24 protein-coding genes are annotated in these 21,885 nt (G+C 43.3%); 20 read left to right on the top strand and 4 right to left on the bottom strand.

Annotated features, from left to right (window positions below; all coding sequences use genetic code 11):
* Positions 1 to 5: 5 nt before the first annotated feature.
* The 11 genes from MR764_RS00600 to MR764_RS20325 all read left to right on the top strand — a co-directional run bounded on the left by MR764_RS00600 (position 6) and on the right by MR764_RS20325 (position 11,644).
* Positions 6 to 200, top strand: coding sequence for a cbb3-type cytochrome c oxidase subunit 3 (locus MR764_RS00600; RefSeq protein ID WP_247977441.1), 195 nt, complete (start codon positions 6 to 8; stop codon positions 198 to 200).
* A gap of 11 nt (positions 201 to 211) precedes the next feature.
* Complete coding sequence (locus tag MR764_RS00595) at positions 212 to 787, top strand: cbb3-type cytochrome c oxidase N-terminal domain-containing protein (protein ID WP_247977440.1); 576 nt, start codon at positions 212 to 214, stop codon at positions 785 to 787.
* Positions 788 to 850: 63 nt separating this feature from the next.
* Positions 851 to 2,212, top strand: coding sequence for a cytochrome c oxidase accessory protein CcoG (gene ccoG / locus MR764_RS00590; protein WP_247977439.1), 1,362 nt, complete (start codon positions 851 to 853; stop codon positions 2,210 to 2,212).
* A 46-nt stretch (positions 2,213 to 2,258) separates the two neighbouring features.
* The gene (locus tag MR764_RS00585; RefSeq protein ID WP_247977438.1) at positions 2,259 to 2,699 is read left to right on the top strand and encodes a FixH family protein; all 441 of its coding nucleotides are present in this window, start codon (positions 2,259 to 2,261) and stop codon (positions 2,697 to 2,699) included.
* 44 nt (positions 2,700 to 2,743) lie between these two features.
* Positions 2,744 to 3,511 carry a sulfite exporter TauE/SafE family protein gene (locus MR764_RS00580; RefSeq protein WP_247977437.1) on the top strand — a complete coding sequence of 256 codons (768 nt, stop codon included), beginning with the start codon at positions 2,744 to 2,746 and terminating at the stop codon, positions 3,509 to 3,511.
* Positions 3,512 to 3,749: 238 nt separating this feature from the next.
* Positions 3,750 to 4,451: a hypothetical protein gene (locus MR764_RS00575; RefSeq protein WP_247977436.1), complete on the top strand. Its 702-nt coding sequence runs from the start codon at positions 3,750 to 3,752 to the stop codon at positions 4,449 to 4,451.
* A gap of 117 nt (positions 4,452 to 4,568) precedes the next feature.
* Positions 4,569 to 6,962 carry a heavy metal translocating P-type ATPase metal-binding domain-containing protein gene (locus MR764_RS00570; RefSeq protein WP_247977435.1) on the top strand — a complete coding sequence of 798 codons (2,394 nt, stop codon included), beginning with the start codon at positions 4,569 to 4,571 and terminating at the stop codon, positions 6,960 to 6,962.
* A 131-nt stretch (positions 6,963 to 7,093) separates the two neighbouring features.
* On the top strand, positions 7,094 to 7,270 hold the full coding sequence (locus MR764_RS00565) for a hypothetical protein (protein WP_247977434.1): 177 nt from the start codon (positions 7,094 to 7,096) through the stop codon (positions 7,268 to 7,270).
* A gap of 187 nt (positions 7,271 to 7,457) precedes the next feature.
* A complete protein-coding gene (locus tag MR764_RS00560; protein ID WP_247977433.1) occupies positions 7,458 to 9,674 on the top strand; it encodes an amino acid permease in 2,217 nt (738 codons plus the stop codon).
* 63 nt (positions 9,675 to 9,737) lie between these two features.
* Complete coding sequence (coaD, locus tag MR764_RS00555; protein ID WP_247977432.1) at positions 9,738 to 10,220, top strand: pantetheine-phosphate adenylyltransferase; 483 nt, start codon at positions 9,738 to 9,740, stop codon at positions 10,218 to 10,220.
* Between the two features lie 2 nt (positions 10,221 to 10,222).
* A complete protein-coding gene (locus MR764_RS20325; RefSeq protein ID WP_247977431.1) occupies positions 10,223 to 11,644 on the top strand; it encodes a redoxin domain-containing protein in 1,422 nt (473 codons plus the stop codon).
* Positions 11,645 to 11,725: 81 nt separating this feature from the next.
* Here MR764_RS20325 and MR764_RS00545 read toward each other — a convergent pair whose 3' ends face one another.
* On the bottom strand, positions 11,726 to 12,349 hold the full coding sequence (locus MR764_RS00545; RefSeq protein ID WP_247977430.1) for an NUDIX domain-containing protein: 624 nt from the start codon (positions 12,347 to 12,349) through the stop codon (positions 11,726 to 11,728).
* A gap of 20 nt (positions 12,350 to 12,369) precedes the next feature.
* Between MR764_RS00545 and pyrE the strand changes: the two genes are divergently transcribed.
* Both pyrE and MR764_RS00535 read left to right on the top strand, forming a co-directional pair.
* Positions 12,370 to 13,002, top strand: coding sequence for an orotate phosphoribosyltransferase (pyrE, locus tag MR764_RS00540; RefSeq protein WP_247977429.1), 633 nt, complete (start codon positions 12,370 to 12,372; stop codon positions 13,000 to 13,002).
* A gap of 77 nt (positions 13,003 to 13,079) precedes the next feature.
* On the top strand, positions 13,080 to 13,529 hold the full coding sequence (locus tag MR764_RS00535; protein WP_247977428.1) for a hypothetical protein: 450 nt from the start codon (positions 13,080 to 13,082) through the stop codon (positions 13,527 to 13,529).
* Between the two features lie 180 nt (positions 13,530 to 13,709).
* Here MR764_RS00535 and MR764_RS00530 read toward each other — a convergent pair whose 3' ends face one another.
* Entirely contained in the window at positions 13,710 to 14,420 is a 711-nt protein-coding gene (locus MR764_RS00530) for a biotin--[acetyl-CoA-carboxylase] ligase (RefSeq protein WP_247977427.1), read from the bottom strand.
* Between the two features lie 111 nt (positions 14,421 to 14,531).
* On the opposite strand from MR764_RS00530, the gene rsfS reads away from it, so the two are divergent.
* Genes rsfS through MR764_RS00500 form a run of 6 tightly spaced genes read left to right on the top strand, consistent with a single transcriptional unit; the run spans position 14,532 to position 19,436 of the window.
* The gene (gene rsfS / locus MR764_RS00525) at positions 14,532 to 14,900 is read left to right on the top strand and encodes a ribosome silencing factor (protein WP_247977426.1); all 369 of its coding nucleotides are present in this window, start codon (positions 14,532 to 14,534) and stop codon (positions 14,898 to 14,900) included.
* A gap of 8 nt (positions 14,901 to 14,908) precedes the next feature.
* The gene (gene ftsH, locus MR764_RS00520; RefSeq protein ID WP_247977425.1) at positions 14,909 to 16,984 is read left to right on the top strand and encodes an ATP-dependent zinc metalloprotease FtsH; all 2,076 of its coding nucleotides are present in this window, start codon (positions 14,909 to 14,911) and stop codon (positions 16,982 to 16,984) included.
* Positions 16,985 to 16,987: 3 nt separating this feature from the next.
* Positions 16,988 to 17,608: an LUD domain-containing protein gene (locus tag MR764_RS00515; RefSeq protein WP_247977424.1), complete on the top strand. Its 621-nt coding sequence runs from the start codon at positions 16,988 to 16,990 to the stop codon at positions 17,606 to 17,608.
* A 42-nt stretch (positions 17,609 to 17,650) separates the two neighbouring features.
* Positions 17,651 to 17,863: a DUF2007 domain-containing protein gene (locus MR764_RS00510; protein WP_247977423.1), complete on the top strand. Its 213-nt coding sequence runs from the start codon at positions 17,651 to 17,653 to the stop codon at positions 17,861 to 17,863.
* Complete coding sequence (locus MR764_RS00505) at positions 17,856 to 18,686, top strand: phosphatidate cytidylyltransferase (RefSeq protein ID WP_247977422.1); 831 nt, start codon at positions 17,856 to 17,858, stop codon at positions 18,684 to 18,686. The genes MR764_RS00510 and MR764_RS00505 overlap by 8 nt, the downstream gene beginning before the upstream one ends.
* A gap of 3 nt (positions 18,687 to 18,689) precedes the next feature.
* The gene (locus MR764_RS00500) at positions 18,690 to 19,436 is read left to right on the top strand and encodes a CDP-alcohol phosphatidyltransferase family protein (RefSeq protein ID WP_247977421.1); all 747 of its coding nucleotides are present in this window, start codon (positions 18,690 to 18,692) and stop codon (positions 19,434 to 19,436) included.
* Positions 19,437 to 19,585: 149 nt separating this feature from the next.
* Here MR764_RS00500 and MR764_RS00495 read toward each other — a convergent pair whose 3' ends face one another.
* Both MR764_RS00495 and MR764_RS00490 read right to left on the bottom strand, forming a co-directional pair.
* Positions 19,586 to 19,840, bottom strand: a complete 255-nt coding sequence (locus MR764_RS00495; RefSeq protein ID WP_247977420.1) for a hypothetical protein — start codon at positions 19,838 to 19,840, stop codon at positions 19,586 to 19,588.
* 407 nt (positions 19,841 to 20,247) lie between these two features.
* Complete coding sequence (locus MR764_RS00490; RefSeq protein ID WP_247977419.1) at positions 20,248 to 21,411, bottom strand: sigma-54 dependent transcriptional regulator; 1,164 nt, start codon at positions 21,409 to 21,411, stop codon at positions 20,248 to 20,250.
* 54 nt (positions 21,412 to 21,465) lie between these two features.
* Here MR764_RS00490 and MR764_RS00485 point away from each other — a divergent pair, with 54 nt between their 5' ends.
* Positions 21,466 to 21,687, top strand: coding sequence for a hypothetical protein (locus tag MR764_RS00485; RefSeq protein WP_247977418.1), 222 nt, complete (start codon positions 21,466 to 21,468; stop codon positions 21,685 to 21,687).
* Positions 21,688 to 21,885 lie beyond the last annotated feature (198 nt).

Genomic DNA, 21,885 nt, shown 5'->3' with positions numbered 1-21,885 from the left:
ACCGAATGAAGATTGTAAGTGACCTGTTAACGAGTATTGAAGGAATCCGGATCTTTTACATTGTCGGATTACTCATTTTTGTGGTACTATTTATTGTTATCACTGTTCGTACCATGCGAATTCCAAATAAAGAAATGGAGAACATCAAAAACTCAATACTGGCGGATGGCGAATCCGAAGACATTACCACTTCAAATTAAATTGTAAAGCTATGTCAGAAGAAAAAATAAAACATACTGAACCGGAGGAACACATCACCGATCACGATTACGACGGAATAAAAGAACTGGACAATCCGCCACCGCGCTGGATTATGCTTCTTTTTTATATCACCATTGGGTGGGCGATAATCTACGCCGCTTATTTTTTCTGGTTGAAAGAAGGAGATCACCAGGATGCAGAGTATGCGCGTAAATCAGAAAAACACGATCAGAAATACCAGATTGCTTCTTTGTCGGCTGACGACCTGGTAGCTTTCACCGATGAAGCTTCGCTCGCCGAAGGGAAACAAATTTATACCGATATGGCTTGCATGGCCTGCCACGGGTTAAACGGAGAAGGAAATGCGGTGGGTCCGAACCTGACCGACACACACTGGATTCACGGATGCGATATCCAAAGTGTCTTTAATGTGATCAAAAACGGTGTTCCGGCTAAAGGGATGACTGCTTTTAAAGGCCAGATCAGCGACGACAAAATCCAGAAAGTAGCCAGTTATGTGCTAAGCCTGAAAGGTTCTAATCCTGCCAATGCAAAAGAACCTCAGGGAGTAGAATGTAATAACTAGAACGATAAGATATATTAAACGCGGGGAAGTTTCTTCCCCCTTTTTTAGTTCCATTTTGAACATATGACAGAACACGAAATCACATTCAGGGACAAACCCATCAACCTCAACGAACGGGGAGGCAGAAAATGGGTGTACGCCAAAAAGCCTTCAGGGAAATGGTGGAAGCGCCGGACAATTGTTGCCTGGTTGCTAGTGGCGTTCTGGGTAGCGGTTCCTTTTGTCCGGATCAACGGCAATCCGCTTATTTTACTCGACATTGCCAACCGGAAATTCATCATTTTTGGCGCTATCTTCTGGGCACAGGATACTTTCATCCTGGCATTGCTGATGTTGTCGTTTGTGCTGTTTATCGTTTTGTTTACCGTAACCTACGGACGATTGTGGTGTGGCTGGGCCTGTCCGCAAACTATTTTCCTGGAAATGATCTTTAGGCGGATTGAATTCCTGATTGAAGGCGACTATCGCGAACGTCACAAGCTTGACAACAGTCCCTGGACCGGCCAAAAGATCTTCAAAAAAACACTGAAGCACGGCATATTTATTCTGATTTCGGTCGCCATGACCAATGTTTTCCTGATGTGGTTTATCGGCAGCGAACGCTGGATTCAGCTGATTACTGAACCTATTTCCGAAAACCTGGGTGGTTTTGCAGTCATGTTGCTTATTTCCGGCGTATTTTATTGGATATACTCGTTTTTCCGCGAGCAAATTTGTACGATGGTCTGCCCTTACGGAAGAATGCAGGGCGTTTTGCTCGACTCAAAATCGATCATGGTTGCCTACGATTATGTACGCGGAGAACCACGCGGCGGAAGAGGAAGCGGCGATTGTACCGATTGCAAACAGTGTATTTCGGTATGTCCCACCGGCATCGACATTCGTAACGGCACGCAGCTCGAATGCATCAACTGCACTGCCTGTATCGACCAGTGCAACAAAATCATGAAAGTGATCGGAAAGCCACAGGGACTCATACGGTATACTTCGGAAGCCGCCATCAAGGGAGGACATCCCTCGGTGTGGAATGCCCGAAACCGCGCCTACACGGTGGTGCTGTTTATCATCTTTTCGTTTTTTGTGTTCACACTGGTTTCGCGTCCCGAAATTGAAACCACCATTTTGCGCACACCGGGGCTGATTTACCAGGAACAGGATTCGACCTATTCGAATGTTTACAACATAAAAATCGTAAATAAAACACACGAAGAGATGCCACTCGAACTTCGACTTTTATCACACAAAGGAAAAATTCAGATGGCAGGAAATTCAATGGAGATCAAAGATCAGGATAAATTTGAATCAACTTTTTTGGTCTATATTCCCAAACAGGAAATTACCAGCGATAAAACCGAAATTGAATTTGGTATTTTCAGCAACGGGAATCTGATGGAAACGTACCACACCACTTTTGTCGGGCCATAAAACAATTTGCAGTAACAGTTTTCAGTTAACAGATAATAGAACGATCATGAAATTTAATTGGGGAACAGGAATTTTTCTTTTTTTGGTGCTGTTTTTAGCCGGATCAGCAGCTTTTATCATTTTTGCTTCGCGGCAAACCGTTAACCTTGTTCACAAGGATTATTACGAAAAAGGCGTTGATTATTCCGAAGAAATAAGAGTAAAAGCCCGCTCGAAAGAATTTATGGAGGCACTGAATATTCAGTTGGGCAACGAAAGCCTACAGATCATCATCGATCCTTCGGTTGCAGCAAAAATCGACTCAGGAAGCATGTATTTGTACCGCCCATCCGACAGCAAAAGAGACATTACCTTTACATTGGAACCACGAATCAGCCAGGTTGCTTTTCGTAAATCAGATCTGAGTAACGGGAGATACATCCTCAAATTCACCTGGTACAGCCAGAGCGAAAAATACCAGATTCAGAAGCCGGTAAACGTACAGTAAATAGGAATACACTTCGACACTAACTTTAGTCCAAAATAATTGCCATGACCATTCTTTTATCAGCACTCGTACTTGGAATAATGGGTAGCTTTCATTGTGCAGGCATGTGCGGCCCGATTGCCGTTGCGCTGCCTTTGCACGGAAATACCCTTCCGCAAAAAATATTTGGAGGCACACTCTACAACATCGGCCGAACCATCACCTACGGAATTATGGGAGCCGTTTTTGGCTTGCTGGGTCAAGGATTGCACCTGCTCGGTTTTCAGCAAAAAGTTTCCGTACTGATGGGAGCTTTAATGATTGTCTCAGTTCTGTTTCCGGCACTGTTCCGCAACCAGTACAGACTCGATAAAAGCTGGCTTTCGTTTGTTGGAAAGCTCAAAAAAACAATTGGAAAGATGTTTGCCATCCGTTCGTTCCAAAGCCTCTTATTTATCGGGATGCTAAACGGACTGCTACCCTGCGGACTGGTTTATATGGCCATTGCAGGGGCAATCGGTACCGGAGGTGTAGTTGAAGGTTCGTTGTACATGATTCTTTTCGGATTGGGGACCATCCCGATGTTACTGGCCATTTCGCTGGCCGGAAACGCAATGAGCCTCGCTGTTCGTAAACGAATCAACAAACTGATCCCGGTATTGGTAGTGGTAGTCGGAGTATTGTTTATTCTCCGGGGGTTGAGCCTGGGAATCCCCTATTTGAGCCCACCCAAGCAAAAAATCGAACAAAAATTTGAAAAAAGCCTTCAGTCGGAAGCCGCTGAGCTGCACGAAGAATCGAAGGGAGATTGTTGTAAGGGAAACATCGAATAAATTATCTGGAAGGAAAAGAGCCCGTACATTAGCTCTGGTTTCCATCTCAAAAATTATGGAAACTTAAAAAGGTATAAAGAAAGTTAAGCCATCATGTAAATCAGGCTGACTTTCATAATTTTACCTTGATACTAAATTGGGAGTCAGACAAAAATGGGTAAAAACACTTTTGTCTGATCCTTGTCCTCTCTCAGATACTTAAATGACGGCTAATAATTAAACAGACAAATTATTGTTAATGAAACAGAAATTCTTCCCACGCATTGTTTTGTTCATTTGTGTTTTGCTCGTCTTCCACTTTAACTGTTCCGCTCAATCTGAAATTGAATGGAAAGATACGATCAGGATCAAAAACAATCTGTTTCCGAATACCCTGCCTCCCGAAGCACTTCCCTTTTCAATGCCATTATCACCAACACTGAACAAAATGCAGTTATTCCCTGATAAATCCCCAAGGGTTTATCAGTTTACCCCCCGACCGAAACAGTTTAATAGTTTTTCGTTCATCCAGGCAAAAATCGAGTCTGAAATACCATCTATCGGATTCTCCCGCCAGTTCAACAACACCCTTACCTACAGAAACAGAAACAAACTTGTTGCGTCTGCCGGAATTGGGCTTGTACACCAGAACTCGGTTTTAAATGCCTATACACCCAACTACCAGCTAAATTTTCAGGCTTACTTGGAATATGACCTGACAGATTGGTTAAGTGCCTACTTTCACGGCCAGTATGTTACGCCATCGTTGACGGTCGATAATAAATTTGTAGATCCGCTCATGCTTTGGAGTCCAATATTTGAACAAACAGAGATAGAAGCCGGGCTACAGGCAAAATACAAAAAGGTAAAACTGGATATTGGAATGAAGAAAACGTTTAATACACAAATCCGTGATTTTGGTGTAAAATCGATGCATTCCAAGTTGATCCTCGGGTTTTAAGTAAAATGAAATCGATATCCGGGAAAATGCTTGGCTAAGAACTCGCCCCTTGAATTTGAGCTTGGATCTTAACCTGAAAGCAGTTCCCGGAAATGATTATTTTCGCACAAGAGATTTATGAAGACAAAAGAAAATAATAATGCGTGTGTTCATTGCGGGGCCGATTGTGGCAAAGAACCAGTAATGTGGAACCACCTGCGTTTTTGTTGTAACGGCTGCCTTACCGTGTATCAGCTTCTGAATGAAAACAAGCTTTACAATTATTACAAACTGGAGGAAACACCCGGGATTAAAGTTGAAACCACCGAATTTGGCAACAAATACGCTTTTCTCGACAACGAAGAAGTAAAACAGAAACTCACTTCATTTTCTGAAGGAAGTATCTCAAAAGTGAGATTCTTTATTCCGGTTATCCACTGTGCCTCGTGCATTTGGTTGCTCGAGCATCTGCAAAAGCTCCATTCAGGAGTGAAACACTCGTTTGTGAATTTCACCAAAAAGGAAGTCGATATTACCTTCGACGAAAGCAAAATCACCTTGCGCCAATTGGTAGAATTGCTTTCTTCTATTCATTACATCCCTGATTTATCGCAAAGTTTATCGGATAAGAAGGACGACAAATCGTATAAAAAGCTGTTGTACAAAATCGGGTTGGCAGGGTTTGTTTTTGTGAATGTGATGACCTACAGCTTGCCGGCTTATTTCAACGGAGAGCCGCTGAGTGATAAACTGCAGTCGGTTTTTAGCATTCTGAGTTACATCCTCGTTATTCCGGTGGCCCTATACAGCGGTAGCGATTACTACATCTCGGCTTTCAAAAACCTTTTGAAAAAAAATATCAGTATTGATCTTCCCATTGCACTGGGTATCATTGTGCTATTTATAGTTACTTCTTACGAAGTGATCTCCGGAATTGGACCGGGTTACTGCGACAGTTTGGCCGGATTGATTTTCTTCCTGCTTGTCGGAAAGTGGTTTCAAAGCAAAACCTACGAAGCGCTTTCCTTCGAACGCAATTACAAATCGTATTTTCCGATAGCGGTTACTAAAATCAACAAGCAGGTGGAAGAAAGCATTCTACTCGAAAGAATTATGGTTGATGACAAATTGCTGATTCGGAACAAAGAACTGATACCTGCCGATTGCGAACTTCTGGAAGGAGATGCCCGTATCGATTACAGCTTTGTGACCGGAGAATCGACACCCGTGGTAAAAAACACCGGAGATTTTATTTATGCGGGTGGTCGCCAAATGGGCGGAATCATCCGAATAAAAGTAAAGAAGGAAGTCAACCAAAGTCACCTCACCAAACTTTGGAACCAGGACACCACGTACCATAAACCCAGCGACTCGCTGAAAAACCTCTCTGACCGTATCAGTAAATATTTCACCATCATCATCATTGCCATTGCAATTGCCGGTTTTTCATACTGGGCGCTGCATAACGAAATGCACACCGCCATTTTTGTTTTTACGGCTGTTTTAATTGTGGCTTGCCCCTGCGCACTGGCGCTTTCCATTCCGTTTACCTTTGGAAATACCATGCGTATTTTTGGACGAAAAGGACTCTACATCAAAAACACCGATGTTATTGAAAAACTCTCCCACATCGATGCCATTGTGTTCGACAAAACCGGAACGCTGACGCAGCCCAATCAGAATGTGGTGGAATATTCAGGCGAATCGCTTTCTTCTTCTGAACTTGAAGCCGTTTTCTCGCTTACCAAACAATCGACACACCCCTTAAGCGCTGCGTTAAATCAGTTTTTCAACAACCTGAATTATCATTCACCCGAACATTTTGTGGAAGTAGCCGGGCGGGGAATGTTTGGAAAAGTTAACAACGTGGATGTTCGGATTGGTTCGGAAGAATACGTCACCGGGCAGGCAAGCACTACCGGGAAAAAATCTTCTACGGTTTTTATTTCGATCAACGAACAAACGAAGGGACATTACACCATCAGCAACCAGTACCGGAGTGGATTAAGCGAAGTTTTAAAAACACTCAGAAAGCAGTTCGCCCTCTTTCTTATTTCGGGAGATAACGATGCCGAAGCCGGCAATCTTTCTTCCTATTTCGACCGCGAGCACCTGCTATTTAACCAAAAACCGGGGGATAAAGCTGAATTCATCAAAAAACTGCAAAGCAAAGGGCGCACGGTTTTAATGACAGGCGACGGACTAAATGATGCAGGTGCATTAATGCAAAGCGATGTTGCACTTACGGTTGCCGATAAAGCCTATCATTTTTCACCTGCCAGCGATGCCGTGCTCGAAGCCGGGCAATTTCACCGCCTGGCCAGCTTTATCCGTTTTACGCGCACTTCACTTCGCATTGTAAAAATGGCTTTCATTATTTCCTTTTTCTACAACATTATAGGAATTTCGTTTGCCATCAGCGGAAATCTATCGCCGGTAGTTGCAGCCATTTTAATGCCAGTTAGTTCGGTTTCGGTGGTGGCCTTTGCCACATTCGTCACCAGGCTTGCAGGACAAATGAAGCTAAAATAAAACGATCGCGTTCCGTAATCAACCAATAAAGCACTAAATGAAGCGCCTATAAAACGGCAGTTTTGTTGGGAATGATTTATTGATCATTACGTTATTATTCTTTCTATTTTTAGTTGTCAAAACCAAACAAAATGATCAGCGGAAGAAAGGTTGTAGTTGTGCTTCCGGCATACAACGCCTCAAAAACACTTGAGAGAAAGTATAAAGAAGCCGATTTTTCGATTGTTGATGATGTTAAATTGTTAGACAATCAGAGCAATGACGACACGATAGAAGTTGTGAAAAAAAGGGAATCAAACAGATTGTAATTCACAACAAACCAAAGGCTACGGAGGAAACCAGAAATCGTTCTATAAAAAAGTACTGGCAATTCACATACTGCATGCCACAGGCTGAAATCAAAGTTTTAGATGACACCGGGAAGCAATTATTATCTCAAACGGTTTGAAATTTCGATTTTAGTTTTCATTTTTAACGACTAGAAACCTTTGACCTATGGCGAAATCGCTGGTAAACACCAACGCAAAATTTGGCACCCTTCCGGTTTTTTTAACCGCACTTTCCACCATACTTGGTGCGATACTGTTCCTCCGTTTTGGGTGGGCTGTCGGACAAGTTGGATTTCTTGGAGTTATCGGAATTATCATTCTTGGTCACGTAGTAACAATCCCCACCGCTTTTGCCGTAGCCGAAATTGCGACGAATCAACGCGTTCAGGGAGGAGGCGCCTATTACATCATCAGCCGTTCGTTTGGTTTGAATATTGGCGGTGCCATTGGTATTGCACTTTATCTTTCGCAAGCCATTAGCGTGGCATTTTACATCATTGCTTTTGGCGAAGCCTTCGAACCGCTGATCAGCTGGATCGCCAAAACCTACCACTTTTACATCCCCGACAGACGGTTTATCTCCGTTCCCACCATGGCGCTGCTTTCCATACTCATCCTTACCAAGGGCGCTAACGTTGGGATGAAAGCGTTGTATGTTGTTGCTACCATTTTACTGGCCTCACTGGTTGTCTTTTTCATGGGCGACTCTCCGCTTCAACCCACCGAAATAAACCTGCACCATAAGATCGAAAATAACCTGAATTTCTTTTATGTTTTTACCATCATATTCCCGGCGTTTACCGGCCTCGCAGCAGGTCTGGGGCTTTCGGGAGACTTGAAAGACCCCAAGAAATCGATTCCCCGCGGAACACTTTGGGCAACGGTTGTGGGCATGGTGATTTATATTGCGGTGGCCTATAAATTTGCGATTTCTGCCTCGCCGGAGGACCTGGTCAGCGATCAACTGATCATGCAGGAAATTGCAGCCTGGGGTCCCATTGTTCCGGTTGGTCTGGCGGCCGCATCGCTCAGTTCGGCGCTGGGATCGATTATGGTAGCGCCACGTACACTTCAGGCCATTGGCTTCGATGATATTTTTCCTCAAAATTCGATCAACCACTGGTTTGCGAAAGGCCGTAAAAAAGACAACGAACCCATCAACGGATCGCTGGTGACCATTTTAATTGCCTTCGTTTTTGTGTTTGTTGGCGATGTGGATTTTGTGGCGCAAATCATCTCCATGTTTTTTATGGTGACCTACGGAGCAATATGTTTGATTTCCTTTCTGGAACATTTTGCTGCCGATCCGGCCTACCGTCCAACTTTCCGGTCGAGATGGGAATTTTCGTTAATCGGCACGCTGTTTTCATTTTGGCTGATGTTCAAAATGAACGCTACTTATGCAGCGATCTCGGTTGTTATCATGTCGATGATCTACTATGTAATCATGCTCAACAACGACGAAAACCAGGGGCTAAACAAACTTTTCAAAGGTGTTATTTTCCAGTTGAGCCGTCAGCTGCAGATCATTCTTCAACGTGCCGACAGCGAAAAAGACACCAGCTGGCGCCCCTTCGGTGTTTGTATTTCGCACGACACCTTTAAACGACGCTCTGCATTTGACATCATGCGCTGGATTTCTTACAAATACGGCTTTGGCACTTACATTCACTTTATCAAAGGCTTGCTGAACGAAAAGACCACCGAAGAATCGAAAAAAGTGCTGGACCGCCTGATTCAGCTTTCTGCCGGAAGCAAGAACCGGGTGTACCTTGACACGATTATCTCACCTTCTTATACATCGGCCATTGCGCAGGTAGTGCAGCTTTCAGGCATTTCCGGGAAAGGAAACAACCTGATTTTGTTCGAATTTTCAAGGACCGATCCGGGAAACTTAAAGGAAATCACGGGGAACTACCAGATTGTTGAATCGGCAGGTTTCGACATTTGTATTCTGAATACATCCTACAAAAGCTTTGGCTATAAAAATGAAATTCACATCTGGATAAGTCCGGAGGACTATGTAAATGCCAACCTCATGATTTTACTGGGTTACATTATTTTGGGCCATCCCGATTGGAAAAAAGGGAAAATAAAAATTTTCGCCTTGTACCCGGAAGAAGACATCGAAGCCAAACGCAAACAACTGATGGAATTGATCAAAACCGGCCGGCTTCCCATCAGCCCGGCCAACATTTCGATGGTGCCCTTTGAGTCGGGGAGCCGGAAGAATGTGATCACACAATATTCGGCCGACGCCGACCTTACCATTATTGGGTTTAGCACCGATGCACTGAACGACATGGACGAATTCAGTGAAGGATATAATGATTTGGGAAACATTCTGTTTGTAAGCTCGAACCGCGCCAAAGCAATAAACTAAAAAAGTACTACGTTTTTTCACTTGGCAGATTTATTTACCTTTGATTGATCTTAATAAGAAAAAATGGAAAGAATTGCCATATTTCCGGGTTCGTTCGATCCCTTTACCATCGGACATGAATCGGTTGTCAGACGCGCTTTATCGATGTTTGATAAGTTATATATCATGATCGGTTACAACGCCAACAAGAAATCGTTTTTCCCGGTGGAGAAACGCATGAAATGGATCAATCAGGTATTTATAAACGAACCTAAGGTAGAAGTCAGGCTGCACGAAGGACTGACGGTGGATTTCTGCAAAGAAGTGGGAGCAAAATATATTTTGCGCGGAATTCGTACCTCTTCCGATTTTGAATACGAACGGGCGATTGCGCAAATGAACAAAAAAATGCACCCCGAGATTGAATCCGTTTTCCTGCTTACCTTGCCGGAACATACTCCGGTAAATGCAACCATTATTCGCGATATTATTTCGCATGGTGGCGATGCAAGCATGTTTCTGCCTGAGGGACTTGATAAAAGCGAGTTCAAAATTAACGTTGAATAAAAGTGGCATTAAACAGATTTTCATTTCTTCTTTTTCTTTCATTGTTCGGGGTAACACAACACGCGTTGTCGGTTGAAATTCGTTGCCAAAATGCAGAGTACGCAGGTAAAAAACTTGAGTTTTTAGCATACAGTGATCCCATTTCGGGCAAAACAGAAACTGCTTTTCAATTGACCTTTGATGGTTCGGGGAAAGCTTCTGCCAATCTCGATATCAAGGCAACAACCTTCGTTTTTTCTGACTTCGGGGTATTTCGGGGAATGCTTTTTCTGGAAGCCGGCAAAAACATCGGGTTAAAACTTCCTCCCTTCAAGGAAAAATCGTTTGCCGAAGAAAAAAATCCGTATTTCCAGCCGATCTCGTTTTGGTTTATCTCCGAAAACAAAAACCAGTTAACCGACAAAGTTTCGGAATTTGAGCAATTCTTTAATTACCTCACCGACAAAAATTTTAACCGGCTATACATCCGGCAGTCGAAAGCGGTGTTTGATTCGATAAGAACCGAGCTCGACAAAAAAGTACCCGACAACTCCGAAAAAGCCCTGGTCTGGCACAAAAACCTGAAATTAAAACTCATTGAAGCAGATATATTTCGTTTACGTCCCGAAGCATATTCAGCCGATTTCAACGCAGTAACCAGCGAATACTGGTTGCAGCCGGCTTTTATGGAAGTATTCAATAAAACCTTCGACCGGCAACTAAGTTTCTCGGCACAAGCCATTCACGGCGACGAAGTAAAAAAAGCGGTCGAAACCCGCGATCTGCCTGCGTTAAAAAGCTTTGTGGAAAACAAATACAAAGTAACCGGCAAGATGGCCGAATTGGTTTTGCTGAAACTGCTGCACGACGGTTTTTACTCGGATGAATTCAGCAAATCTGCTATCAAAGACCTGGCAGGAAACAAATTGTTTTTACAAAACACTAACCCGATTCTAAAAACTTCAGCCCAAAACATTCTCGACAAATTTGGTTTTATGGCAAAAGGGAGCAAGGCTCCCGCGATTTGTCTGAATGATTTGGACGAAAAAAAGCAATGTACCGAAGAGGATCACGGTAAATTTAAATACATCGTTTTTGCCGATGTTGAAACACGCGTTTGTCAGGAGCAACTCAAATACCTGAGTCGCGTTGACGAGTTGTTTAACAAACACCTCGAAATTTACGTGGTACTTCGAAATACCGGAAAAGAAAGTATCAAAGCGTTTTTTGAAGAGCAAAAAGTACCGGCGGTAAAACTGGTGGACACCGATGGTGCATTTATAAAACAATACCAAATCCGTTCGTTTCCGCAATGCTTCCTGCTAAACGAAAACCACGAAGTGGTTTTTGAACATACGAAAACGCCACTCGACGGATTTGAACAACAGTTTGGCGGATGGTTGCGCAACGAACTATTTATGCGGCAACGAAATCAGAATAAATAAGCTGCGAGCTTCGAGTAGCGAGCAGTGAGTCATAAAATGGCATAACAACAACATCGAATATCAAGAATCAAGGATCCACCATCAAGTATAAATCTGTATCAGCTCTTTTAAATTGTCATAGGTATTCGACAATACTTCATCCAATTCCGAAGGATGAAACCAACGCACTTCGCTTATTCCTTCTTCGGCTTCGGGCAACCCATCTTTCTGACCATTGTACTCCATTTCGAACCAGTGCGTTTGCTTAAAAATCCATTCCCCTTTGGTGTCTTTGTAGGGCGACTGGTAAATATGAAAAGTCGGCGGCAAAGGTTTTACAATCGAATGCCCGGTTATTCCGCATTCTTCCTCTACCTCGCGCAACGCTGCTTCTTCGGCCGATTCCCCCTTGTCAATTTTTCCCTTCGGTAAATCCCACTTTCCATTCCTGAAAATAAAGAGAAGCTGACCTTTTCGTTTTACCACTCCGCCCGCCGCATCGATATTCAGCAGCGCCGACCGAAAGGCTAAAAAAGCTTCTTCAGGGTTATCATGTTCTACAACAGCCTCGGAGTATTCCGAATTCAGCAACCGACCGAGGTAGTCAAAAACCTCTGAACTGCTTGTAAATGCTGGCGAAACAAGAGTTGTTTTCGCCAATGTTATCTTAGTGGGCGCGGAAAACCGAATCCTCTTTTCATTCAAAAAAACTTTATACTTTTGCATCGAACAAAATTGCTTTTATCATGGATTCAACTCAAATTGAAGTTACTAAACGACTCTTAGAAATCAACACCATAAAGATACAACCCAACAATCCTTTTACATGGGCTTCAGGCTGGAAATCGCCAATTTATTGCGATAACCGTAAGATTTTATCTTATCCTGAAACGCGTACTTTCATTCGCGACCAATTTGTAAAAGTGATCCGTGAAAAATACCCGGACGCTGAAGTGATTGCCGGAGTTGCGACTGGGGCAATCGCTATGGGAGTGTTGGTAGCCGAACAACTGGGATTACCCTTTATTTATGTTCGCTCGTCTCCAAAAGGACATGGTTTGGAAAACCTGATTGAAGGCGACCTGAAACCTTTCCAGAAAGTGGTGGTGGTTGAGGACCTGGTTTCTACCGGAATCAGCAGTTTGAAAGCTGCCGAAGCAGTAAATAACTTTGGAGGAGATGTTGTGGGAATGGTTTCCATCTTCACTTACAACTTTCCGCATGCCAAAGAAAACTTTAAAAAAGCGGGTATCGAACTTACCTCGCTAAGCCGCTACCAGATTCTTATTGACCTTGCCCTTGAAATTGGAGAAATCACCAAAGACCAGGTTGATTCGCTGATGGAATGGCGCGAGGACCCTGCAAACTGGGGAAAATAATTCAGAACTTTATCACAAAAAGATAGATCCCGCTCCTGATAATAATCCGGACGGGATTTTTTTTCAAAAGCAGACAGATGGGAGTTAACAAATACGTAAGCGACGTAAAAACAATCGCACACAACCAGCAAATTGTATTTAATTATTTGTCGAATTTCGAGAACCTGGCCACGTATATGAATTCAGGACTGATCGAACGGATTACCGAAAAAGTTCCGCAGATCAAAATCACTGAATTCAAGTCAGACAGAGACTCCTGCAAATTCAACATTACAGGACTGGGCGTTGCCGAGATCAGAATCATTGATCGCGATCCGTTTAAATCCATCAAAATTGAAAGTTCAGGCGGACTTCCGCTAAGTTTTACCTTCTGGATCCAGCTGCTTCCGGTTGACGAGTACAACACCAAAATGCGCCTCACCCTTCATGCCGAAATGAGTATGATGATTAAAATGATGGTGGGCAACAAACTGGAAGAAGGCCTGAATAACCTGGCGGATACGTTGACCAAACTGCCGTATCAATAGAGAGGTACTGAAGGACTGAGGGACTGAGGGACTGAAGGGCTGAGGGATTGAGTCAATAATGAAATGCTTGAATGCATGAATAAGTTTACTGTCGCAATTTGGCAGTTTTACAATTCAACAGTTTAGCAATTTCTTCGCATCGAAGCTTCTATATCTTCCGAATAAACTAAAAGCATCTTCCTAAAAGATATACTCGACCTCTTTAAACATGTATTCCGTGATTTTTCCAGAGCGGTCTTCCAGCTGAAGCTGCCCGAATTCACCGATCCCAGAAATTCTGGCTTCAAAAACCACTTTGTCTTTTCGAAAGTTTCTCCATTGGTTAAAACCAAAAAGACGATTCAGGTACGCAGTTTCGATTTCATCAACCTGTCCCGCTTCCAACAACTGATACCATTTTCGAAAATAGTAAAGCCATCCTTTTAAGGTTTCCTGAATGTCGTACTCCTTACCGTTAAGCTGCTGCAACGATACCGGATTGGGAGCATCGGAATGAAACTCCAACTGATTCAGATTGAGCCCTATCCCAATAATTGACCAATCTAGCTTTGATCCTTTAATGGAATTCTCGATCAGTATTCCGGCTACTTTCCGGTTGCCGATGTAAATATCGTTGGGCCATTTGATCGAAACATTCTCAACTTCCGTATTCAGGAGATCAAGTAAGGACAAACTCACAATTTTTGAAATTAAAAATTGCCGGGCCGCTTCCAGAAACACCGGGTACAAAATTACACTGGTTAACAGGTTCTTTTCGGCCACACTTTCCCAAAAGTTGCCAGGTTGTCCTTTCCCCCGCGACTGGAATTGTGCCAAAACGACAGTACCATTTTCGGTCCCGTCCGAAACAAGTTGCTTGGCATAATTGTTGGTACTGTCGACCTCGTCCAAGATGATAATATTTCGACCCGTTAAAAACATTTGGAAATCAAAAGTAAACCATTCTTGCAAAAAATGGTTAATGGACAAAAAGATTATCTTTGTAAGGTTCAAGATTAATTTATGAAGCAAAAAAAAGCAGAAACAGATAAACTTAGTGAAGCAATCCTGGAAGGGATACAACGTTTAAAAGGAAAAAAGATAACGATCATTGACTTAGAAAGCATCAAGCATACTGAATGCAGTTCTTTTATAATTTGTCATGGAACATCTTCGACGCATGTCGATTCCATTGCTCATTCGGTGGAAGAGACCGTTAAGGAAATGGTGGGGGAAGATGTATGGCACAGAGACGGATACCGGAATGCCATCTGGATTTTACTGGATTACGGCGATATAATGGTACATGTATTCCAGGAAGAATCCCGTCAGTTTTACAACCTCGAAGGCCTTTGGGCCGATGCAAAATCAAGAACAATAGAAGAAGATTAATACGTATCATGGCAGAAAACAATCAAAATAACAATCAAAAACAACAAAATGGGAAAGACAATCCGTTTGGCCGTCTGAATCCCAATAGAAAAGGCGATGGAAAACCGCCAAAATTCAATGCCTACTGGATTTACGGGATTATCGCCATCGTATTTCTGGCAGTTCAGTATTACATTAGTTACAGCCATGGCCCCGTTGACACTACATGGGGCGATGTGAAACAAATGATTGAAAACGGAGATGTTGAACGGCTCGAAGTCATTAATGAAAAGGATGCCAATGTTTACATCAAAAAAGACCGTTTAAAAAACTACGAAGCTCAGTTTAAGGGAAACTTTTCTGAACCCAACGAAATCGGTCCTCATTTTACGTTTAAAACAGGCCCTATTGAGAAGTTTGCCACCGATTTGGCAAAAGCACAGGAAGGAAAACCCGATGAAATTTTACCGTCATACAAGGATGAAAACAACTGGCTCCGGGATATACTGATATCCTTCGGACCGTTCCTTATTATCATCCTGTTGTGGTGGTGGATTTTCCGCAGGATGAGCCGTGGCGGTGCCGGTGGCGGTGCCGGCGGTATTTTCAACGTAGGAAAATCGCAGGCAAAGATATTTGACAAAGATCAACGCGTATCCACTACATTCAAAGATGTTGCCGGATTGGCAGAAGCCAAACAGGAAGTGGAAGAAATCGTCGAGTTCCTGAAAAATCCCGCAAAATATACCAAGCTTGGAGGTAAAATTCCAAAAGGCGCTTTGCTGGTAGGCCCTCCCGGAACGGGAAAAACCCTGCTTGCCAAAGCAGTTGCAGGAGAAGCCAATGTACCTTTCTTCTCGATGTCGGGTTCCGACTTTGTTGAGATGTTCGTGGGTGTTGGAGCTTCCCGGGTACGCGACCTGTTTAAACAAGCCAAGGAAAAAGCGCCGTGTATTGTGTTTATCGATGAGATTGATGCCATCGGTCGTGCACGTGGACGGAACCCTAACATGGGATCGAACGACGAACGCGAAAACACGCTGAACCAGCTGTTAACCGAAATGGATGGTTTTGATACCAACAGCGGCGTAATTATACTGGCCGCAACCAACCGTGCCGACATCCTCGACCGTGCATTAATGCGTGCGGGACGTTTCGACCGTCAGATTCATGTGGAACTGCCCGATTTGAACGAGCGTAGCGAAATATTCAAAGTACACTTGCGTCCGCTGAAATTAAGTGAAGACGTAAAAGTTGATTTTCTGGCCAAACAAACTCCGGGATTCTCGGGTGCCGATATTGCCAACGTTTGTAACGAGGCCGCATTGATTGCTGCACGTAAAAACAAGGATTCGGTTACCAAACAGGATTTTCTCGACGCAGTTGACCGGATTATCGGCGGCCTGGAGAAAAAGAACAAAATCATTTCTCAACAGGAAAAGAAAACCATCGCTTACCACGAAGCCGGGCACGCCACCATTAGCTGGTTGCTTGAATATGCGCACCCATTGGTAAAAGTTACTATTGTACCTCGCGGAAAAGCGCTTGGCGCTGCCTGGTATTTGCCCGAGGAAAGATCGATTACCACCAAGGAACAGTTGTTGGATGAAATGGCCTCTGCACTCGGTGGTCGCGCTGCTGAAGAAATTGTTTTTGGGAAAATCTCTTCGGGAGCTCAGAACGACCTGGAGAAAATTACCAAACAAGCCTACGCAATGGTAACTATTTTCGGGATGAGTGAAAAGGTTGGAAATGTAAGCTATTACGATTCTACCGGGCAATCAGACTTCACCTTCACAAAACCATACAGCGAAAAAACCGCTGAACTGATTGACGAAGAAGTAAAAATTCTGATCGATAATCAATACGAAAGAGCAAAACAGGTACTGCGCAGCCATGCAGAAGGACACGCCAAACTGGCTAACCTGCTGCTCGAACGCGAGGTAATTTTTAGCGAAGACCTGGAAGAGATCTTTGGAAAACGTCCGTGGGATAAAAAACACGTGATCGGAGAAAATGGCAACAGTGACAGCAAAACGCCTACTGTTTCTTTCGACGAACCAAAGACCACAGAAGCATCTGACAAAGAAGTTTTACCGGAATAAAACATGACTTCGGCCCGGGAGGAAATATTAAACAGGCTGAAACAAGCCACACATCCGGAACCGGACGAAATACCTGATTTTAACACTCCCGTTTATTTTCCCATTGATCAACCTTTGGAACTGGCTTTCAAAGAAAACCTGGAGAAAATAAACGGGAATGTTGTTTTATGTGCCTCTGAAACCGATTTGTATGAGCGCCTCCAGCAACTCCTTAAAGCTTTTTCTCCCGAAAAAGTGTACTGCAACGAAACAGCGCTTCAGCAGGCGTTCAAAGAAAACGGGATTGGCATTTCATCCGGATCTGAGCTGCCGTCTGATTTGGAAGCCGGAATTACCGGTTGCGAATTTTTAATCGCTCACACCGGATCGGTGATGGTAAGCTCAGCGATCGAAGGAGGTCGGCAAATGTTTGTTTACCCGCCGGTTCATATCGTGGTGGCCCGAAAAGAACAGCTGGTTGCCTACCTCGATGAAGCATATTCTTCCATTCAACAAAAATACTCCGGTTGTCTTCCGTCGCACATTGCCTTAATTACCGGTGCAAGCCGAACCGCCGACATTGAAAAAACACTGGTTATGGGAGCTCACGGACCACGCGCCATCTACGTCTTTATCGTTTGTTGAACACATTTATCCAGCATTGCCATATTTTCTTAACTTTACGCCATGGAAAAAGGATGGACTGAAGTATATATGACCGGTACTGAATACGAAGCAGAAATGGCGAAGGACATCTTGGCCAATGCCGGAATCAAATCAGTTATACTAAATCAACATGATACCGTTTACCAATCTTTTGGCGATTTCATACTATATGTATCGGAAGCAGATTATAACAAGGCTGTTGAGTTGCTAAAAAATCTAAAAGAAGGTGAGTAACTTAACAAAACGGTCGATCTGGGGCGCAATCTACGTCATCGTTATGATGGGCGGCCTTTTGATACATCCCTTTGCATTTGCACTTGTATTCGGGACACTGTTATTTTTTACCCAATATGAATTCTATGCCCTGGTAGAAGCTGCAGGTCACAAAATATCCCGGCTACCGGGAACCCTAATGGGTGTTTTATTTTTCGTGATATGCTTTGGTGTTGCCAACTCTTTCCTTCCCAAATCCCTGGTTTTTATCTGCATCCCCATCATCCTTTTAATGTTTATCATCGAGTTATTTCGCCGTAATCATAATACGCTGGAACGAAGCGGACTCACCGTTCTCGGTTTTATTTACATTGCCCTTCCGTTTTCGCTGATCAATTTTATTGTCAGCAGCACCATAAACGGACAGGCTCATGTTTACTATCCCTGGATAATGGCCGGTATTTTTCTCATTATGTGGGCAAACGATTCATTTGCTTACCTCATTGGAACACAGTTTGGAAGACACAAGATGTGCACCAGAATATCGCCGGCCAAATCGTGGGAAGGACTAATCGGAGGTGCGGTTTTTGGAATCGTCATGGGAATTGTAAATGCTGTTCTCTTTCAGGCGCTAAGTATGATTAGCTGGATTGTGATTGCTGCACTCACCGTAGGATTTGGAACACTCGGCGATCTTTTTGAATCAAAAATTAAACGTGAAATCGGGGTCAAAGATTCAGGTAATATCTTACCGGGGCACGGTGGTTTTCTCGATCGGCTCGACAGCCTGCTGTTTGCCATCCCCGTCGTTTTTATCTGGTTAATGCTTTCAGGAAATTTTTAAGCCATGCGAACAATTATTCGACAAATACCCAATGTAATCACCTTGATGAATCTTTCATCAGGAGTTCTTGCAACTATTTTCGCTATTGACGGACACCTGATCTGGGCCGGAATTTTTATCTGCCTGGCATCGGTTTTCGATTTTATGGATGGCTTTGCAGCACGCCTGTTAAAAGCTTATTCCGAAACAGGAAAAGAACTCGACTCTTTATCCGATGTCGTTTCTTTTGGTGTGGCACCCGGAGCGATCCTTTTTACCCTGCTCGAATTTTCACTTTTCGGGAAAAACCAGCCCATTTACGAGATCACCGCCAACTGGTACCAGTGGATCATACTTTTCTCGGCATTCGTGATTCCGATTTTTGGTGCCATTCGTTTGGCCCGCTTCAACGTTTTTTCAAGCGATGAACCATTCTTTCGCGGCTTACCCATACCTTCGAACGGAATTTTCTGGGCATCGTTGGGTTTGATGCTGGAATTTCCGAAATACCACGACTATTTCACAATGATTTACTCGACAAAAAACCTAGTGATTCTGGGAATTTTTATGGCCGGAATGATGGTCATTAACCTGCCTATGTTCTCGCTCAAGATGAAAAACCTGAAATGGAATTATAACTGGTACCGTTATATTTTTGTGTTGCTGGCGGCCGTCCTTTTAATCGCACTTAACGTTTACGGACTGGCATTAACCATCCTTCTTTACATTTTAATGAATGTAATCTTTTACCTTTTCAAAGTTGAATTATAAAAATCGACCAGGCGTAGGATCATCTGTAAAATTCGGTAGATTTCATTTTCCAAGCATAGATTTTAGTTCCTCTAAAAGGAAAATATTTGTTATAATTTGCCAGCCGGCGGCCATACTCTTTGGCTTGCCCCAAAGAGTATGCAGAAAGTTCAAGGCTGCTTTTTACCTTCACCTTCCATCTTTACAAAACTTAAGTTCGGACGGGTGATCTCCTCAATTCTTCGGAGCTTCCCGCTCTCACTAGAAGTTTTGCTTCGATTCCAGGCGCGATAAAAAGAGGCCAGCGCCCACTCAAGCCCATATCGGAAACATGAACTTTGCAGCATGCTCCATGCCTTCTTCGGAAAAAAGAATTGCACATGAAATTTGAACTGATCTAAAGCGCATTCTTTCTTGATTTTCATACAAAGAAAAGCCTCTGAAAACGGAAGAAATATTTTCCCGAGGGAAAGATTAATAATACGCCATGACAAATTGACTTCCGAAACCAGAGGCTAATATCTTATATAACACGCTTAAATAAGCGCCATTTTCGGCACTTGTACCATAGTTAACAACAAAGGGGGAAAGTTGTTTGTGATTCCAAAAATTATTTGATTTTTTTTCGACGCAGACTCGAAATAACGTGAGATTGCTTCGCGAGGCCGGCAATAACAGATGATTTATTAAAATTAGAAGTAAAGGAATTGGTTGGCGGCTCTACCGCCAACCAATTCCTTTACTTCCTTTAATCATTTCAATATATTGTCATTGCGAACGCAGTGAAACAATCTGCTTCTTACTAATTATTTTACTCCGTTAACACCGATTTCTATTTTAACGGAGCTGCAAATTTTAATACATCCGCTTCTGTAATTTCGTTGTTGCAAAGGATAATCAGTCGCTCGATCACATTTCTGAACTCACGGATATTTCCGGTCCAGTTAATTTTTTGCAACTCAGCAATCGCATTTTCGGTGATCGTCTTCACCGGCATTCCGTATTCATTACAAATCTGCTGAATAAAATGGTTGGCGAGTAAAGGAATATCTTCCAGGCGTTCGTTTAGCGCCGGAACCTTGATCAGAATAACGCTCAGACGATGGTAAAGGTCTTCACGGAAATTGTGGTTTTCAATTTCAACCGAAAGATTTTTATTGGTTGCCGCCACAACGCGCACATCCACTTTAATGTGCTTGTCGCCGCCTACCCGGCTGATCACATTCTCCTGCAGGGCGCGTAACACTTTGGCCTGCGCCGACAAACTCATGTCTCCAATCTCGTCGAGAAAAAGTGTTCCGCCATTTGCCTGTTCAAATTTCCCAAGTCTTTGTTTTACGGCCGAAGTAAAAGCACCCTTTTCGTGGCCAAACAATTCACTCTCTATCAACTCGGATGGAATAGCTGCACAGTTCACTTCCACAAACGGACCGGAAGCCCGGTTACTTTGCTCGTGAATACGACGCGCTACCAATTCTTTACCGGAACCATTTGCACCGGTAATCAGCACACGTGCATCGGTTGGAGCCACCTTGTCAGCCATATCCAGAATCTCAGAAATAGCTTCCGATTCACCAACGATCTCGTATTTTTTACTGACCTTCTTTTTTAGGATTTTGGTTTCCGTTACCAAGGTCGATTTATCCATCGCGTTTCGGATGGTAATCAACAGTCGATTCAGATCAAGCGGTTTTTCGATGTAATCGTACGCGCCTTTTTTAATCGAGTCGACAGCGGTATCAATGTTTCCGTGGCCGGAAATCATCACCACCGGAGTATCGGGAGCCAGTACCACCATTCGTTCCAACACTTCAATCCCATCGAGTCCCGGCATTTTAATATCGCACAAAACAATATCGTATTCCCCGGCGCGGATCATTTCCAGGCCCTTGTTTCCGTCTTCTGCCAGATCAACTTCGTACTTCTCGTACTCCAGAATATCTTTTAAAGTATTCCGGATACTTCTTTCATCATCAATTACCAGGATTCTTGACATGTGAATTTTCTTTTTTGAGTCTATAAAAATAACTGTAGTTGACGGTAAACAAAAATGATTCCAAACAATAATCCCGAAGAATATTTCTCGGGTTTGCGTGGTCCTTTCGATGTTGATCACTTAAAAATAATTGCGAGCAAGTTCTTTTCTACGCAAATCAGCAAAATCAGTGGCGCCCTAAGGATTCTTGAGATAAAAACAGAAAAGCAAAAATGTATAGATACCCAATTCAAAACGGAATCAACGGGAAGATTGAACGAAAGAAATGCTTTTTGAGAACAGAATCCAGCGGATTCGAATGTTTATAGCAGCAAACATGTTCAATGGGAAATTCGACTCCGACGGGAGTGGGCCCCGGGCGCTATAAACATGCAATCCCTCCGGGATTATTGGAATGTTGACCAAGCGCTGAACCCTAAAATCGTTCTGCATTAATCGGCGTAATCAGCGCGCAATTTCTTTTCAGCTAAATCA

The organism is Maribellus sp. YY47 (genome assembly GCF_023111095.1).
In the GTDB taxonomy this organism is placed as follows: Bacteria; Bacteroidota; Bacteroidia; order Bacteroidales; family Prolixibacteraceae; genus Draconibacterium.
The sequence above is the reverse complement of the archived record's forward strand: the minus strand, read 5'-3'. Positions and strand labels throughout refer to the sequence as shown.

Excerpts from the sequence above, each read along its gene's own strand:
- MR764_RS00600 (WP_247977441.1), top strand. The coding sequence starts at position 6 with ATGAAGATTGTAAGTGACCTGTTAACGAGTATTGAAGGAATCCGGATC.
- MR764_RS00595 (WP_247977440.1), top strand. The coding sequence starts at position 212 with ATGTCAGAAGAAAAAATAAAACATACTGAACCGGAGGAACACATCACC.
- ccoG (WP_247977439.1), top strand. The coding sequence starts at position 851 with ATGACAGAACACGAAATCACATTCAGGGACAAACCCATCAACCTCAAC.
- MR764_RS00585 (WP_247977438.1), top strand. The coding sequence starts at position 2,259 with ATGAAATTTAATTGGGGAACAGGAATTTTTCTTTTTTTGGTGCTGTTT.
- MR764_RS00580 (WP_247977437.1), top strand. The coding sequence starts at position 2,744 with ATGACCATTCTTTTATCAGCACTCGTACTTGGAATAATGGGTAGCTTT.
- MR764_RS00575 (WP_247977436.1), top strand. The coding sequence starts at position 3,750 with ATGAAACAGAAATTCTTCCCACGCATTGTTTTGTTCATTTGTGTTTTG.
- MR764_RS00570 (WP_247977435.1), top strand. The coding sequence starts at position 4,569 with ATGAAGACAAAAGAAAATAATAATGCGTGTGTTCATTGCGGGGCCGAT.
- MR764_RS00565 (WP_247977434.1), top strand. The coding sequence starts at position 7,094 with ATGATCAGCGGAAGAAAGGTTGTAGTTGTGCTTCCGGCATACAACGCC.
- MR764_RS00560 (WP_247977433.1), top strand. The coding sequence starts at position 7,458 with ATGGCGAAATCGCTGGTAAACACCAACGCAAAATTTGGCACCCTTCCG.
- coaD (WP_247977432.1), top strand. The coding sequence starts at position 9,738 with ATGGAAAGAATTGCCATATTTCCGGGTTCGTTCGATCCCTTTACCATC.
- MR764_RS00545 (WP_247977430.1), bottom strand. The coding sequence starts at position 12,349 with ATGCAAAAGTATAAAGTTTTTTTGAATGAAAAGAGGATTCGGTTTTCC.
- pyrE (WP_247977429.1), top strand. The coding sequence starts at position 12,370 with ATGGATTCAACTCAAATTGAAGTTACTAAACGACTCTTAGAAATCAAC.
- MR764_RS00535 (WP_247977428.1), top strand. The coding sequence starts at position 13,080 with ATGGGAGTTAACAAATACGTAAGCGACGTAAAAACAATCGCACACAAC.
- rsfS (WP_247977426.1), top strand. The coding sequence starts at position 14,532 with ATGAAGCAAAAAAAAGCAGAAACAGATAAACTTAGTGAAGCAATCCTG.
- ftsH (WP_247977425.1), top strand. The coding sequence starts at position 14,909 with ATGGCAGAAAACAATCAAAATAACAATCAAAAACAACAAAATGGGAAA.
- MR764_RS00515 (WP_247977424.1), top strand. The coding sequence starts at position 16,988 with ATGACTTCGGCCCGGGAGGAAATATTAAACAGGCTGAAACAAGCCACA.
- MR764_RS00510 (WP_247977423.1), top strand. The coding sequence starts at position 17,651 with ATGGAAAAAGGATGGACTGAAGTATATATGACCGGTACTGAATACGAA.
- MR764_RS00500 (WP_247977421.1), top strand. The coding sequence starts at position 18,690 with ATGCGAACAATTATTCGACAAATACCCAATGTAATCACCTTGATGAAT.
- MR764_RS00495 (WP_247977420.1), bottom strand. The coding sequence starts at position 19,840 with ATGAAAATCAAGAAAGAATGCGCTTTAGATCAGTTCAAATTTCATGTG.
- MR764_RS00490 (WP_247977419.1), bottom strand. The coding sequence starts at position 21,411 with ATGTCAAGAATCCTGGTAATTGATGATGAAAGAAGTATCCGGAATACT.
- MR764_RS00485 (WP_247977418.1), top strand. The coding sequence starts at position 21,466 with ATGATTCCAAACAATAATCCCGAAGAATATTTCTCGGGTTTGCGTGGT.